Raw genomic sequence first — 14,633 nt, forward strand, 5'->3', positions numbered from 1 at the left:
GGATCCATTTTATTATTTGTTTTGTTTGCAGTGCTACATTTGTATGGTCTCCTATATATTATAGGATATTTTATATTATTTTACAGAATCTTCTTATAATACAAAATGCAATGTTTATACTATGGGTATGTTTGGCTGTGGGGATTGGAAAGTAGCATTGCCTTTATTGTATCTGAAGTTTTTTGGCACTACTGTTTTTTTGATATCAATCTCTCCAGATGTAGATGATTTTTGAAATCTTTGTATTAATAAGGTAGTGGATGAAATGAGTTTGAAACAAAGTATACTGATTTGTTTTGGAATAACTTTAGTATTGATGGCTGCAGGTATTGCTGCTGCAGCGACCCTCAATGTGACCAGCACTGTGGGTCCACAGAATTATACAACTATCCAGCAAGCGGTAAATAACTCTGCGGCTGGCGATACTATTTTGGTGTATCCGGGTACGTATAATGAAAACGTGAACGTGGATAAACAACTGAACATTACGTCAACAGGCGGTGCTGCCGTCACGAATGTCACTGCTTTATTATCTAACGACCATGTTTTCGAGGTTACTGCAGATAATGTTACTATCCGTGGGTTCAATGTGAGTGGTGCTACCGTTGAGGGTAATGCGGGTATCTTTCTATCTTCTTCCAACAACAGCACGCTGACCGACAACACGGTGATGGGTGACTATGAAGGCATCTATCTTGTAGGCTCAAACTACAACATGGTGACAAACAACATGCTGAAGTACTGCGGCAGTGACGGCATCGATATGGATCACTCTAACTACAACTCGTTGATCGATAACACGGCGTCGTACAATGACGACGATGGTATCGAGCTGAGTGACTTTAGCAACTACAACACGGTGACCGACAATACGGCGGAGTACAACAGCAATGACGGCATCTATCTGAATGTATCAAGTAACAACAATCTGATTAGCAACACAGTGTCGAACAACTCTATCGCTGGTATTAAGTTAAAATTGTCTAGCAACAATACGCTGATCGACAACACGGCGTCGAGCGATGATTCCTTGAACAATTACGTCGAGCTTATTCATCTGTTAAATTCTTCCTACAACACGCTGACCGGCAACACGGCTTTTGGTGGCTGGCACGGTATCTATCTGTATATATCCAGTAACAATGACTTAACCAACAACAATGCATCGAACAATGGTAATGACGGTATTGAGCTGGAATGGTCTGGCAACAACACGCTGACCAGTAACACGGTGTCGTACGCTGCCGAAGATGGTATTGAGGTGGACTGGTCTGGTAACAATGACCTGATCAACAACAAGGTCTCAAACAACCATTATGAGGGCATCCGGATAGTTAATTCCAGCTACAACACGCTGACCGGCAACACGGCGGAGTACAACACCAATGACGGCATCGATCTCAAAAACTCCAGCTACAACACGCTGACCGACAACACGGCGGAGTACAACGGCAATGACGGCTTCGATATCAAAGAGTCCAGCAACAACAACATGCTGAGCAACAACACGGCGGAGTACAACGGCAATGATGGCATCTATTTGGGTTATTCCAGCAACAACACCCTGATTGGCAACATGTTGTCGCATAATACTAGGGATGGCATCGATATGGATTACTGCAGCATCAGCAATCTAACCGACAACAAGGTGTCGTACAGCGGCGAGGAAGGCATCGATGTGGATAGCTCCAGCAACAATCGCATCTACAACAACTACTTCAACAACACGATTAATGTTGGATTTATTGGCATCAATGTTGGAAACATATGGAATATCACAAAAACCGCTGGTACAAACGTCGTGGGAGGTCCCTATATTGGAGGTAACTACTGGTCAGATTATAGCGGTGTTGATAATGATGGAGATGGAATCGGCGACTCCCAGATTGATCTTAATGCCAGTAACACAGACTATCTGCCACTGTTGCTGGATACCACGGCTCCTGTGATCGCAGTGGAACTTCCGCAGAACAATGCAGACTATTCCACAAGAACAGTTCCGCTCAACGTTACCGGTGACGGGACCGTGAATAAGTGGTGGTACAGCCTCAATGGCGGAGCCAATGTCACATTCACACCCAACATAACATTGCCTGAACTGCCTGACGATGATTATTTCATCATGGTCTATGCCAATGACACTGTAGGTAATGAGGTTGCATCAGCCCTGATCAATTTCAGTATCGATACCGTACCTCCTGCAAATATTACGAATCTCACGGTTGCATCAAGAACAAGAAGTTCCATCACCCTTTCATGGGACGTTTCTCACGATGCTGATCATGTGGAACTGTGGAGGAACAATGTCTACATTACCGATGTGTTTGGTGTCAGCCATGAAAATACAGGATTGGCTTCTGCAACATCCTACAATTATGGTCTGCGCCCGGTTGATACTGCTGGAAATGTGGGCAACTGGTCAAATATCACGGCATCGACCCAAACCAGTAGCACTTCAGGTAGTACAAAATCCTCTAGTAGTGGGGGTGGTAGTGGATCAAGTGGTGAAGCCTTTGAGAACATCGCCTTCAAGGACGTGAAGACAGAGAACATCATAAGTGGACTTGAAATCAGTTATGTCTTCGATGAAGAACAGAATGCAATTCAGTACATCAACTTCTCTGCATTGAGAAACTACGGAAGGGTTTCAACAACTATCGAAGTGCTTAAGGGCAGATCTACACTGGTTGATGAAAGTGCTCCGGGAATTGTTTATAGCAACCTTAACATCTGGGTTGGTATCTCAGGATTTGCTACAGAAGATAACATTGCTAATCCGGTAATAGGTTTCCGTGTAGCAAAAGAATGGTTGACAGAAAATGGACTTGATGAGAAATCAATTGTATTATATCGTCACAGTGAAGGCAAATGGAATGCTCTTGATACAAAGAAAGTTGGAGAAGATGATAAATTCTTGTACTTCGAGGCAAAAGCAACAGGTTTCTCATCATTTGCAATTTGCGCTTTGAAGATGGATACTACTCCGATTATAGCCCCATTCCCATCTGATGACGATGTAATTACTGAAGTGCCTGAGTTAGAAAATGAGGCAGTGTCTACTGGTCTGCCAGGTTTCAGTTCACTTCTCGCGATTGGAGTTCTCGGTATGGTTTATACCTTATTCAGAAGAAGAACTTAAGTGCAGTGATTAATTCTGCACTTCTTTTTTATTTTTAAAACACTGGCTATTTTATTATTAATTTATATTTATGTTCTTGAGGTTCTTCTGAGGCACGACACTCCTCACAGAAAGTGTAAAGTTCTCATGATCGGAGTTGAAGCATTCTTTTAGATTTCACATTCCTACTACAGCAGATGGTAAATAGCCATCAACCGCATCTAAAACATTCCAAAAGGCCTTTGCATCCTCGAAATTATCAAAGAAAAAAATCTTATCATGGTAAGAGGTTATAAAGAATGTTACACCAAAAGTTATCTCTTGATCGTAGGGTATGGGAGCTTCTCCGCCAAGATGGCAATACTCGATATATTCCGTAACTGGCTCCACAAAAAGTTTTCCTTCGGGGGAATACTTTCCACCATGGCAGGAAACACCTTCTTCACTTTGAAATTTTTGATAAGCCTCTACCGCTTCTTCAAACTTTTCATTGTCAATTCCAAAGTTCACAATCTCTATTTTCTGTTCTCTCATAAATTTCCATCCCTTTCTGAGAACATGTAGGTTTATGTGCATATATATTTATTTGAGTATTCGAATAATTATATACTAATTCGTTTTATTCTATTTATTTTAAAATAGTCTGGAACTTAAGCTTTCATAAAGTGCAAATGGTGCCTATCTCACCAATAACGAATCCCTTTATCCCTTCTTGCCTCGATGTCTTCAATATCTTTGATTGTTTGGGATATTTGTATGCTGCTTTTTAAGTATGATCTAATAAACGCAGAGTCACCAAAAAGTTCCTTTGCTGCTTCCGGATTATCATCAATTGCTTTAAGATGTTTTGACAGACCCTCAATGGTTTTGTCAATTTCACCCTTATCCGAAATCCCTAATAATTCACGTATCCAATCTAACATCGTATTCATTCCTGTAATTCAACTGTTTTATTCACATCACTATCTTAACTTCATTGTATTTTTTTCGGTTTTTTACTGATAGCAATAGAACCATCTGTATATTTTCGATTCTTGTGCACAAAAATAGCAATTCTACATTTAAAGCTTTTGAAGAATACTCCTGTTGTGTTTCTTTTTTGAAATATCTATCTCCTTGGAAGATTATATGGCGAGGAATATATTCGAACCTCAAGCTTCCGGGAAATACAGATGCTACCTATTCGGATGTTACATGTCTAGTTCAATCTTCATATTTCGAATAGATTAGCAATAAAAAACATTACTTTTAAATACTTTTGTACAGTTCGGGAGTTTGATGGCTTTAAAAAATGATACATTGGCAAACAAGATTGAAAGCAAGTTAGAAACTCCAATGATCATCATTGCTATTTTTGTATTGCCTCTTGTTCTTATAGAGTTAGAAATCGTACGGACAACTCCTCAAATAGTTCTGACAGCACAATTGTTAGATGATGCAATATGGTTTATTTTTCTTGCAGAATTTGTATTGTTATTTAGCCTTCACTCAATGAAGGTGGAGTATGCAAAAAGTAATTGGTTCATGCTGTTGTTGTTAATACTTACTCCACCAATTGTTGTACCAGAAGGTTTCTCTTCACTTAGATCTTTGAGATCATTGCGTATTTTTCGAGCTTTAAGGAGTTTTAGAGTCATTATCGCAATAAAGAGAGGGATAAGTCCAATATATCAAATATTTCAAAAAAATTCTATGCAGTATGTCACAGCTTATTCTTTAGTTTTAATTGTTTTGTCTGGAACACTTTTTAGTCGCATCGAAAATCTGAAGTTTTCAGAAGGTGTATGGTGGTCACTTACAACTGTAACAACCGTAGGTTATGGTGATTTATATCCCGAAACTTTAGCTGGTAAGTTTTTAGCATTTTTTGTTATGATTGTTGGGATTGGATTTGTTTCAGTACTGACAGCAAATGTAGCTGCATATTTTGTAGAAAATGATCTTGAGAATGAAAGTAATGGCATGCTTATGGAAAAAATAAATGAGTTGTCTGATAAAATAGATGAACTTGATAGGAAAATATCAGATAAATAATTTTCAAGCTTCCACGAAATACAGATGCTACCTATTCGGATGTTACATATACAACTCTATCTTCATCTTCTGAATCCGATCACAATAATACCTCGCAGCAACTCCAAGATGCTTCTTTGGTAACTTACCGAACTTATCAATCGTAATCTCATCATACATGTAACTGGTCATCTTGTGAAAGGTACAAATCACATTTTTCCAAAAAAATAATACAAAAAAATCATAGCAAAAAAATCATAGCAAAAAAATCATAGCAAAAAAATCATAGCAAAAAAAGAAGGATGCATTACCTCCTCTTTTCATAAATCTCTTCTTCATGGTTTCCTTTGGTGTTATGTAACTCCTATAAATGAAAATCCACTTTTGCAAAATATTTGATAATGCCCACTGTTTTGACAAATCTGATCTGCAATCAATATCTTCCAATAACCTCCTAGTTTGAAGCGCAAAAAATATATCTTGTAAAATTATAATTTATATGTTGTGGAAAATAGTCATCAATGTTTGATGGATTATTTAATAAGAAATCATAGGTGAGGGTAAATTATGCAGAGCATTGCTATTGAATCAGGTCCTGTTAGAGTAATATCATCCGGTACGGTTATTTCTTTTGACAAGAATCCGATCGAGATAACGATGGGAGGTTCGGGCAGATGCAAGGTTATCATGATCTTTCATGATGAAGATGGAGAAGGCAAATCATTTGTCAGGCCAAGAGTTATAGGTTCCAGGACCATTGAATTAACATTTGTTAACTTCAAGGATCCTCTGGGTTCCGGGAACGTAAAGCCGATCCATTTTGCAACTATTGGTGGGCGTACTATATTTATGAATTACAGGATATATTCTTATTTGGATAGCGATAAAACAGTTCACTATACATTCTATTGTTCACAGGAAGACTCCCTGGACAAAGTGCATACAGAAGGCTTCAATGAATGGATAGTTGAGTGATAAAATGAATTGGTCGGTGGACAAATTTACTCTGAATTTATGAGTTAATATGCAATTGCAGGGGATGGCAGGAGCATCCCTTGCAAGCCGCAGCTATTTGTGTGACATGTGGGCATATATTCATATGCTGTTTCTGTGATACTCAAGCATTGATCTCAGTAACTTCTGTTATATGTCCTCTGATCGATCTTCTATGGCTGTATCCTCTTCTTCTTTTTCTTCTCTTGCTTCTTTCTCATCGATCTGCTCCACATCAAACACAGGTATCTCCATTTCAGGATACCATTGTTGCAGGAACGTTATCATGTGATACTTCATGAATACCCTTCCAGGCAGAGCGATAAATGCAAGCAGAAATATGAGGGAGACCAGCTCGATCAGGATTATCGGTGCGAGGAAAATCCATATGGCGAGATCTGATCCGGGCAGGACTGTTGAAAGGATAAAGTATAACAACAGATCTGCAAGCAGAAGGAAGAGACCAACTGCGATCATCACTATCAGCATAAGTATGCCTATTATGATCGCAACGGCAATTCCGAGAATAATTCTTCCAAACCAATAGCCGATTATTTGCTTCCAGTCTTTCCTGAACTGTCCAAAGACGTTGACAAATGCGCGGAAGATGCCGGTCTCGGTGTAAATGGCAACAGGGATTGAGAGATTAACAAATGAACTGATGATGCCTCCGATTATTGCTACCACCAGAATTATGCCGATCAGCAGGAAGATTGCGGAAATAATGGCAACTATTATGGTCTCTTCTAAGTTCTGGCCTGAAGAGGCTATCAATGGCAGTACAATTGGAAGGGCCATGGCCACAATGATGGCAAGCAGAAGAATGCCTGCCAATAGCCTGAATGCGAATAGTCCCAGGCCTTTTCTCAGGTACTTGCGGGAGTATTCCCAGAATTTTACTTCGTTGCTCACAAGGGAGTCAACGAATACGAATTCCATCACGCTTGAGACGTATGAGAAGAACAGGATCAGGGCAAATATGAGTAGTATTATTGCGATTATCAATCCCAGTTCCGGGGCACTGGTGGGGATCTGGTCGCTCAGTCCTCCGAACGAGTCGGCGAATCCTTCGAACGGACCTGAATCCTGAAGGTTGTAATTATTGGATGAGTAGCTATTACTGCCACCACCTCCGCTTCCGCCGATAAGCATAATGATGATCGCAAGTTTCATCCATTTCCAGAAATCAAAGGGTTCAAACAGGCATTTCTTTGTTCTGGATACTGCTTTATCCACAGCTTCGACTACAAACCAGTCCATATGGCTATATATCGCAAGATGGCATAAGTAGTTTATGATGTAATGTCTAATCTTTTATTATCGTAACATATATATCCCACATTCACAATATCTATTAATTACTGGAAATAGCAAAAATAAGGTATTGAAATGGAAACTGCAAAGAAAGAATTTCAGAATCTTGTATACCAGAGCATGAAGTCCTATGGACTTGATGAGCTATCTTCTAAGTTACTTGCAGCACTTTATTCCGCACCGGAGCCACTTACTCTTGATGACCTTTCTAAAAATTCCGGGTATAGTTTTTCAGCGGTTAGCGCGGCAATGAAACTGCTTACCGGAGTAAAATTGGTGGAGAAGTCAAAGCGTTCCGGTTCCAAGAAACTGTATTTCTCGATCCAGCGGGATATGCTGACACTGAGCATCAATGCGATTCGGTCCAAGAATGAATGCATGGTGGTTCCTGCGCTCCAGACTCTCCCTTCAATGATAGAAAGGTGCAGGGATAGTGAAGCTGAGGACTCTGAAGAGATGCTCAACATCATCGAGAACTATTACCAGCAGATGGTTGCACTGGAATTGATCTTCAAGAAATTGATCGAATATACAGAAATTATCAGGGCTGAGGTGAATAAAAGATGAATCCGAAAGTAAGACCTTTATGTTTGTTCCTGTTCGTTCTTGCTATTGTTTTAACAGGAGTGGCTGCAGCTGAATTTACCGGCGGGGAGATATGCGTAAACGCAGAGATAAAGGAATTAATTCCCAGTTCGGTAGGCATTGATGAAGAATTCACCCTTGCTATTGATCTTGAGAGCTGTGGTTCCAAAGCCCCTGAAGACATTACCTTTGAAATCATCAGTATTCCTCCGGATATCATCGTCACAGAATCTCTGGTCACCAGAATTGCTGAATTCTCATATCCTACAAGTGAAAGGCACCTGGTATACCACATGAGGACAACTCCTGGTGCAAATCCCGGCCCTCACATTATCAAGATGAAACTGACATATGCAAATAAAGAACTTGAAACCACAAAATATTATGAAGTTGATGTCAGAGTGACAGGTGAGGATGCAGAACCAAGGATCTCATCGATCACTACTAATCCTGAATATATCTATGAAGGGGAGACTGTCGATCTGACACTGGGTATCGAGAACTTCGGAGAAGCTATTGCAAAATCCGTCTCCGTTAGCGTTGATCATGGTTTTAAAGGGATCAAGAACTCTACGATCGGAACCCTTGACCTGAATGGCAGTCAAACTGCATTGTTCAAGTTCAAGGCAGACCGTGCCGGGGAATTTAACATCCCTGTAATCATTAAATATGAGGATGATTTCGGAAAGCAAAGCGATGAATATGACATTACAATAACCATACTTGACAAAAAAGGAAGCCTTAACCTTGCATCTGTAAAGGTCGATCCTGTTATACCTTATGTTGATGACACTGTCGAGCTGACTATGAGGATCGAGAATTCCGGTGACCGGAAAATAAATTCGATAAGGGTCTATGCCGACCATCCATTCATGGGTTTAAAAGAATCCTTTATCGGAACCCTTGATCCTAATGAGGATGGCCCTGCAGTTATCACTTTCATAGCTGATGAGGCAGGGGAATACGAGATCCCTGTTACCATAACCTATATCGATGATTTTGGTGAAGAGCAGGTTGAAACGAAGATCAGCATCATCGTAATGGAAAGCAATAGCGGGATAGGGTCAGCTGTGCTCGTTCTGCTCGTTCTGGCAGTTATTGGAGGATTGGTCTACTATAATTACAGGACAAAAAGGTCAAAGGATGAGATTATCAAGCAGTTAATGGAAGGTAGTAATAATTCTGCTGGCAAAAAAGAAGATGAAGAATAAGAGGTCTTCAATATGATGGACGATATAAGGGTGGGAGCTCTCATTGCAGCAAGTACTGTAAAAAGAGGGAACAAAAAAACACTTATGTTCATAGTTTTTGTTCTCTCGCTCATTTTTATGAACTTAGTGTTCCTCCCATCAATGATAGGGGGAATGATGGTTCTATTTACTGGTATAATGCAGGACTATCCTTACGGGGACATTGTAATTGAACCATCGGGCGACAATGCATACATTAATGATGCAGATAGCGTTTTGCAGAAGGCGCGGGCTGTGGAAGGAGTAAGGGCTGCAACAAAAAGACTGGATGTTGGAGCATCCATTGAGCATAAACAAAACGTTGTGGGGGTGACGATAACGGGTTTAGTTCCCACAGAGGAGTATGAGATATCACAATACCCCTATAGTATCATTGAAGGAGATTTTCTGGGGGAGCTTTCCCAGGGTGAGATCATCATTGGTGCTGCAATCGCAGGCACAAGTACAATCTTTGGAGATATATATGATGATCTGGGTGAAGCCAGAGTTGGATCACTTGTTGAAGTAACATACAGTAACGGTGTGAAAAGGACCTATAAGGTCAAGGGTATCATGGAAGGAACATTTGAACTTGTTGACCTTAATGCATTGGTCCATTACAAAGAGATCGAAGATGTATATGGTCTGGAAGGGGGAGAAGCTACCAGTGTGGTTGTAAGGGTTGATCAACCGGGGAGTGAAGATCAGGTGAAGTACAAGATAAGGGACGCCGGAGTGAACGAGCAGGTTTTCACGTGGGCTGATAAATCCGAGACCATCATAAGACAAGCATTACAAAGTCTTGGTGCTCTGGACATAATGTCAAAGTTTGTGGGTTTGATCGTAGGGGCAGCATTGATTCTGATCATAATCTACATCAACATACTTAACAGGAAAAAAGAGATCGGCATATTAAAAGCAATAGGCATTACTCCAAGATCGATAGTACTGTCTTATGCTTTCCTTAGCATGTTCTATGTTTCTTTAGGGATACTAGCGGGATTGGTCCTATACCTCTCACTTATGCTTTACTTCCAGGCAAATCCTGTGTCATTCTATGAGACCATGGAAATAAGACCTGTGATAGATCCTATACTGGTGATCCGGAGCATGCTTTCCATGCTAATAATATCTGTGATAGCTGGCACACTTCCTGCATGGAGTGTATCAAAAGAGAGCATACTCAAAGCTATATGGGGTAGATGATATGATCGTTGTGAAGGATCTCAAAAGGTACTATGGATCAGGGGTGACTACTGTCAAGGCTCTGGATGGTGTTTCTTTCGAGATAAAGAAAGGTCAGTTCGTAGCGATAATGGGTGCCTCCGGTAGTGGAAAGACGACGGTCCTAAGGATACTGGCACTACTGGATGATGCAACTGATGGTGAATATACCATCAGGGGATTGGAGGTTTCCAAGCTTCCTGAAGCAGAACGAAGTTATTACAGACTGACGCAGGTAGGTTATGTGTTCCAGGACTATGCGCTCATCAATGAAATGACGGCTGCAGAGAATGTCTATGTTCTTTCTATGATGGAAGGTAAGTCCAAAAAGGAATCCTATGAAACTGCTCTTGAAGCACTGGACAAGGTCGGGCTGAAGGACAAACACGACAGGATCCCTGATGAACTGTCCGGCGGAGAAAAGCAAAGGGTGGCCATTGCAAGGGCCATTGCAAAGAAACCAGACATCATGTTTGCTGACGAGCCGTGTGCAAATCTGGACACAAGAAACTCAAAACAGGTTCTGGAAGTGTTCAAGGATCTGAATGATAATTATGGTCAGACAATTGTAATGGTAACACATGAGCCATGGCATGTTGAGTATGTTGACAGGGTTATCACTCTTGAAGACGGGAAGCTGGTCAGTGACGAGCTGACTGAAGAAAGCGGTAGTGACTGAAAATAACTTCAGACACCTGCCTTTAATTTCATAAAAGTTTAAGGATTCGATAGATGTATTTCTAACAAGCAAGCAAGATATGTGTACTCTGTACGAAAAGGCTTATATAACATCATTACTTGGTAAGAGTGCTTTTAGAGGCAAAAACTAATTTAATAAATTATAGGTCTAGATGGTATTTCCTTAACTGTATTTACTATTTTTTCGTATGTTTACTAGAGTCTGTTTATTATCTTTTTAAGCACTTTAAAGGAAGTGAAATATTTGTTCAACAACATGGAATCAACTGCTCCAGTAGAAGCTGGCGAAACATACGACGTAACAATTGAAGATACCGCAAGAGAAGGCGATGGAATCGCTAGAGTAAGCGGTTTTGTAATCTTTGTCCCAAGCACAAAAGTTGGCGATGAAGTAACAATCAAGGTTACCAAAGTAATGAGAAAATTCGCATTCGGCGAACTCGTTTAATTACTTTAATTAATTAAACATGTTTGGAAGATCAAGTTTTTGATCTTCCATTCTTATTTTTCTTACATTTTTATTATTTTTATCTGGGCATCTTGTCCTGTTAAACATTTACTTATCAGAATCAACAAGCAAAAAGTGATCGATCATTTACTCATGAGGGAGATATAAGTATACATATGGTAACTTTTAATGATCGGACCTATAGGATCTGCTTTGTGATTCCTGTTAGATATTATTAAAAGTGTTCAATAATATTATCATTAAATTCATAGGCCTTTACTGTGCGCAATTAACTGTGAGGGTTTACCCATAAATCAGCATGATCTTTTCTTATCATATAAGATGAGTCAGATCAATTTCCAACGAGTTTTAACTTTAACCCGAGGTATAACGTGTCATTTGATAATCTAAATTTAATATTCCCGCTTCAGCGGGCATTGTCCGAGGAAGGATATACTACACCTACTCCTATACAGAAACTATCCATACCCCATCTGTTGAATGGCAGGGATATGATAGGTATTGCTCAGACAGGTACGGGCAAGACAGCTGCATTCATATTACCAATTCTTCACAATATGTCTGCATCCTACAAGGCACCACGTCCGAGATTCCCTCGAGTGCTTGTGCTTGCACCTACCAGGGAGCTTGCAGCACAGATAGGGGATAGCTTTGCCACTTATGGCAAATTCACCCGCTTCAAACATACTGTGATATTCGGAGGTGTTGGTCAGACACCACAGGTAAGAGCTCTCTCAAAGGGTGTGGATTCCCTTGTGGCAACTCCTGGCAGACTCCTGGACCTGGTACAGCAGGGTCATGTCAACCTTGCTAATGTGGAATATTTTGTACTTGATGAAGCGGACAGGATGCTTGACATGGGCTTTCTCAATGATGTATACAAAGTTGTTGGAATGTTGCCACAAAAGCGTCAGTCGCTTTTCTTTTCAGCTACCATGTCCCCGGAGATATCCACGCTTGCCAGAAAACTACTAACGAATCCTGCACATGTAGAGGTCACCCCTCAGGCAACAACTGTTGAACGCATAGACCAGTTCATCTTTTTCGTGGATTCTGAGGACAAGAACGAATTACTGCTACAATTACTAAGAGGCAAGCATCTGGAGTGTGTTCTCATATTCACACGTACAAAGCATCGTGCTAACAAGGTCACTGAGATGCTCAACAAGAACAATGTCCCTGCAGGTGCTATTCACGGCAACAAGTCCCAGACCCACCGTACAAAAACACTTCAGAGCTTCAAGTCCGGACAACTGCGTGTACTGGTTGCAACAGACATAGCTGCTCGTGGGATCGATATCGAGGACATATCACATGTAATAAACTATGACCTGCCGAATATCCCTGAGAGCTACGTGCACCGCATAGGACGTACAGCAAGAGCAGGAGCTGATGGAACAGCATACTCTTTCTGTGCAGCTGATGAGCGAGACTTCTTGCGTGATATCGAAAAACTCACTAATATGGATATCGAGGTCGCTGAACACAATTATCATTCAGAAAAGGCGAAAAATGCCACAGGTGATGCAGCAAAGCCAGCTCCAAAACAACAGAGGGGGCGAAAGGGAAGCACCGGAACTAAAGGCAGAGGCAGGGGTAAAAAGGGAGAAGGCAAAGCTAAAGCTAAAAAGGGAGATAGCAAGCCTAAAAAAGTAGAAGGTAAAAATGGGCGATCAGAAAATACCAATAGGGGCCAGGGTAGGAATCAGACAAAGAAAAAGTCTGGTCAAAACCCAAATAAGGGCTCTGGTCGAAACTCCGGTAAGCCCAGAAACCAGAAGTAACTGAGCATTTTCTTTGATCAGGTCCATGAATCAATTCATGGACCGATACTACTATTATCTACTACCTACTTTACACCCGCTTATACCAAAGGCTTCTCCTTACCTAATAAATAAAAGTGATCTTAATGAAGCGTATCATTCAGTTCGCAATAATTCTTTCTATATGCTTTATGGGTGATCTCATCCATGATTTCCTTAATCTTCCTATCCCCGGAAGTGTGTTGGGAATGTTGTTATTACTGGCTCTTTTACTATCTGGTGTCCTCAAACTATCTATGATAGAAGATGTAAGCAACTTCCTGCTGAAGCATCTTTCATTTTTTTTCATACCAGCGGCTGTGGGATTGATAACGTGTTTCTCCATACTTGAAGGAAAATGGATTGCCCTGTTGTTCATATCCGTGGTCTCGACCATTATCATTGTAGTAGTGACCGGCATAACGGTACAGATATTAATGAAAAGGAGGCGATCATTTGAGTGAAATAATTTCTTCTCTGGTTGGATCTCCGATCTTTGGTATCGGTATATCCCTCTTAACATTCTATGCAGGCAGTCTGCTCTATAAAAAGACAGGCTCTCCTTTGCTAAACCCACTTGTGCTGAGCATGCTGGTGATAATGGCCTTTCTACTAAGCTTCCATATCACCTTTGATGATTATAACAGGGGAGGGCAGTTCATATCTTTCTTCCTTGGCCCTGCTACGGTCATCCTGGCTGTGCCTCTATATAAGAAAATCAGCATTTTTAAGGAGAATATCATTCCAATACTCGCAGGGATCATTATAGGATCGACAGCAGGCATTGTGAGCATCATCGTCATGTGCAAGATGTTCGGACTTGATCATCTACTAAGCATCTCTATGATTCCTAAATCTGTCACAACTCCAATTGGGATAGAGATATCGAATCAGCTTGGAGGTTTACCATCCATAACTGTTGCATGTATTATTTTCACAGGAATAGCAGGTATTCTGCTGGGTCCCATGATCTGCAAGTTATTCAGAATAGAAGACAAGGTAGCGATTGGAATTGCCATAGGAACTTCTTCCCATGCCCTCGGTACGACCAAGGCCGTTGAGATGGGAGAGGCCGAAGGTGCCATGAGTGGGCTTGCTATTGGCATTGCCGGATTGGTGACTGTGTTCCTTGCTCCGATACTGGCTAAGATCCTTCTGTAAGGCAAATTAGTAATTTTCAAGTAAAA

14 protein-coding genes are annotated in these 14,633 nt (G+C 40.8%); 11 read left to right on the forward strand and 3 right to left on the reverse strand.

Annotated elements, in window-relative coordinates:
* Positions 1 to 265 precede the first annotated feature (265 nt).
* Positions 266 to 3,139 carry a NosD domain-containing protein gene (locus J7W08_RS02215; protein WP_233085029.1) on the forward strand — a complete coding sequence of 958 codons (2,874 nt, stop codon included), beginning with the start codon at positions 266 to 268 and terminating at the stop codon, positions 3,137 to 3,139.
* A 156-nt stretch (positions 3,140 to 3,295) separates the two neighbouring features.
* Here the strand turns inward: J7W08_RS02215 and J7W08_RS02220 are convergent, their stop codons facing one another.
* The gene (locus tag J7W08_RS02220) at positions 3,296 to 3,652 is read right to left on the reverse strand and encodes a hypothetical protein (RefSeq protein WP_233085030.1); all 357 of its coding nucleotides are present in this window, start codon (positions 3,650 to 3,652) and stop codon (positions 3,296 to 3,298) included.
* Between the two features lie 149 nt (positions 3,653 to 3,801).
* The gene (locus J7W08_RS02225) at positions 3,802 to 4,041 is read right to left on the reverse strand and encodes a hypothetical protein (protein ID WP_233085031.1); all 240 of its coding nucleotides are present in this window, start codon (positions 4,039 to 4,041) and stop codon (positions 3,802 to 3,804) included.
* 355 nt (positions 4,042 to 4,396) lie between these two features.
* On the opposite strand from J7W08_RS02225, the gene J7W08_RS02230 reads away from it, so the two are divergent.
* Positions 4,397 to 5,152: a potassium channel family protein gene (locus J7W08_RS02230; protein WP_233085032.1), complete on the forward strand. Its 756-nt coding sequence runs from the start codon at positions 4,397 to 4,399 to the stop codon at positions 5,150 to 5,152.
* Between the two features lie 546 nt (positions 5,153 to 5,698).
* A complete protein-coding gene (locus J7W08_RS02235) occupies positions 5,699 to 6,106 on the forward strand; it encodes a DUF6864 domain-containing function (protein WP_233085033.1) in 408 nt (135 codons plus the stop codon).
* 168 nt (positions 6,107 to 6,274) lie between these two features.
* On the opposite strand, the gene J7W08_RS02240 is transcribed toward J7W08_RS02235, so the two are convergent.
* Positions 6,275 to 7,384: a DUF7544 domain-containing protein gene (locus J7W08_RS02240; RefSeq protein WP_233085034.1), complete on the reverse strand. Its 1,110-nt coding sequence runs from the start codon at positions 7,382 to 7,384 to the stop codon at positions 6,275 to 6,277.
* Between the two features lie 129 nt (positions 7,385 to 7,513).
* Here J7W08_RS02240 and J7W08_RS02245 point away from each other — a divergent pair, with 129 nt between their 5' ends.
* The 8 genes from J7W08_RS02245 to J7W08_RS02280 all read left to right on the forward strand — a co-directional run bounded on the left by J7W08_RS02245 (position 7,514) and on the right by J7W08_RS02280 (position 14,607).
* Positions 7,514 to 8,005, forward strand: a complete 492-nt coding sequence (locus J7W08_RS02245; protein WP_233085035.1) for a GbsR/MarR family transcriptional regulator — start codon at positions 7,514 to 7,516, stop codon at positions 8,003 to 8,005.
* A complete protein-coding gene (locus J7W08_RS02250; protein ID WP_233085036.1) occupies positions 8,002 to 9,234 on the forward strand; it encodes a COG1361 S-layer family protein in 1,233 nt (410 codons plus the stop codon). The genes J7W08_RS02245 and J7W08_RS02250 overlap by 4 nt, the downstream gene beginning before the upstream one ends.
* A 12-nt stretch (positions 9,235 to 9,246) precedes the next feature.
* The gene (locus J7W08_RS02255) at positions 9,247 to 10,458 is read left to right on the forward strand and encodes an ABC transporter permease (protein ID WP_233085037.1); all 1,212 of its coding nucleotides are present in this window, start codon (positions 9,247 to 9,249) and stop codon (positions 10,456 to 10,458) included.
* A gap of 1 nt (position 10,459) precedes the next feature.
* Positions 10,460 to 11,155 carry an ABC transporter ATP-binding protein gene (locus J7W08_RS02260; protein WP_233085038.1) on the forward strand — a complete coding sequence of 232 codons (696 nt, stop codon included), beginning with the start codon at positions 10,460 to 10,462 and terminating at the stop codon, positions 11,153 to 11,155.
* A gap of 276 nt (positions 11,156 to 11,431) precedes the next feature.
* On the forward strand, positions 11,432 to 11,623 hold the full coding sequence (locus tag J7W08_RS02265; protein WP_048194214.1) for a TRAM domain-containing RNA chaperone: 192 nt from the start codon (positions 11,432 to 11,434) through the stop codon (positions 11,621 to 11,623).
* Positions 11,624 to 12,015: 392 nt separating this feature from the next.
* Positions 12,016 to 13,428 carry a DEAD/DEAH box helicase gene (locus tag J7W08_RS02270; protein WP_233085039.1) on the forward strand — a complete coding sequence of 471 codons (1,413 nt, stop codon included), beginning with the start codon at positions 12,016 to 12,018 and terminating at the stop codon, positions 13,426 to 13,428.
* 125 nt (positions 13,429 to 13,553) lie between these two features.
* On the forward strand, positions 13,554 to 13,910 hold the full coding sequence (locus tag J7W08_RS02275; RefSeq protein WP_233085040.1) for a CidA/LrgA family protein: 357 nt from the start codon (positions 13,554 to 13,556) through the stop codon (positions 13,908 to 13,910).
* On the forward strand, positions 13,903 to 14,607 hold the full coding sequence (locus J7W08_RS02280; RefSeq protein WP_233085041.1) for an LrgB family protein: 705 nt from the start codon (positions 13,903 to 13,905) through the stop codon (positions 14,605 to 14,607). The genes J7W08_RS02275 and J7W08_RS02280 overlap by 8 nt, the downstream gene beginning before the upstream one ends.
* Positions 14,608 to 14,633: the final 26 nt, after the last annotated feature.

This window comes from Methanococcoides orientis (assembly GCF_021184045.1).
GTDB lineage: Archaea > Halobacteriota > Methanosarcinia > Methanosarcinales > Methanosarcinaceae > Methanococcoides > Methanococcoides orientis.

Excerpts from the sequence above, each read along its gene's own strand:
- J7W08_RS02215 (WP_233085029.1), top strand. The coding sequence starts at position 266 with ATGAGTTTGAAACAAAGTATACTGATTTGTTTTGGAATAACTTTAGTA.
- J7W08_RS02220 (WP_233085030.1), bottom strand. The coding sequence starts at position 3,652 with ATGAGAGAACAGAAAATAGAGATTGTGAACTTTGGAATTGACAATGAA.
- J7W08_RS02225 (WP_233085031.1), bottom strand. The coding sequence starts at position 4,041 with ATGTTAGATTGGATACGTGAATTATTAGGGATTTCGGATAAGGGTGAA.
- J7W08_RS02230 (WP_233085032.1), top strand. The coding sequence starts at position 4,397 with ATGGCTTTAAAAAATGATACATTGGCAAACAAGATTGAAAGCAAGTTA.
- J7W08_RS02235 (WP_233085033.1), top strand. The coding sequence starts at position 5,699 with ATGCAGAGCATTGCTATTGAATCAGGTCCTGTTAGAGTAATATCATCC.
- J7W08_RS02240 (WP_233085034.1), bottom strand. The coding sequence starts at position 7,384 with ATGGACTGGTTTGTAGTCGAAGCTGTGGATAAAGCAGTATCCAGAACA.
- J7W08_RS02245 (WP_233085035.1), top strand. The coding sequence starts at position 7,514 with ATGGAAACTGCAAAGAAAGAATTTCAGAATCTTGTATACCAGAGCATG.
- J7W08_RS02250 (WP_233085036.1), top strand. The coding sequence starts at position 8,002 with ATGAATCCGAAAGTAAGACCTTTATGTTTGTTCCTGTTCGTTCTTGCT.
- J7W08_RS02255 (WP_233085037.1), top strand. The coding sequence starts at position 9,247 with ATGATGGACGATATAAGGGTGGGAGCTCTCATTGCAGCAAGTACTGTA.
- J7W08_RS02260 (WP_233085038.1), top strand. The coding sequence starts at position 10,460 with ATGATCGTTGTGAAGGATCTCAAAAGGTACTATGGATCAGGGGTGACT.
- J7W08_RS02265 (WP_048194214.1), top strand. The coding sequence starts at position 11,432 with ATGGAATCAACTGCTCCAGTAGAAGCTGGCGAAACATACGACGTAACA.
- J7W08_RS02275 (WP_233085040.1), top strand. The coding sequence starts at position 13,554 with ATGAAGCGTATCATTCAGTTCGCAATAATTCTTTCTATATGCTTTATG.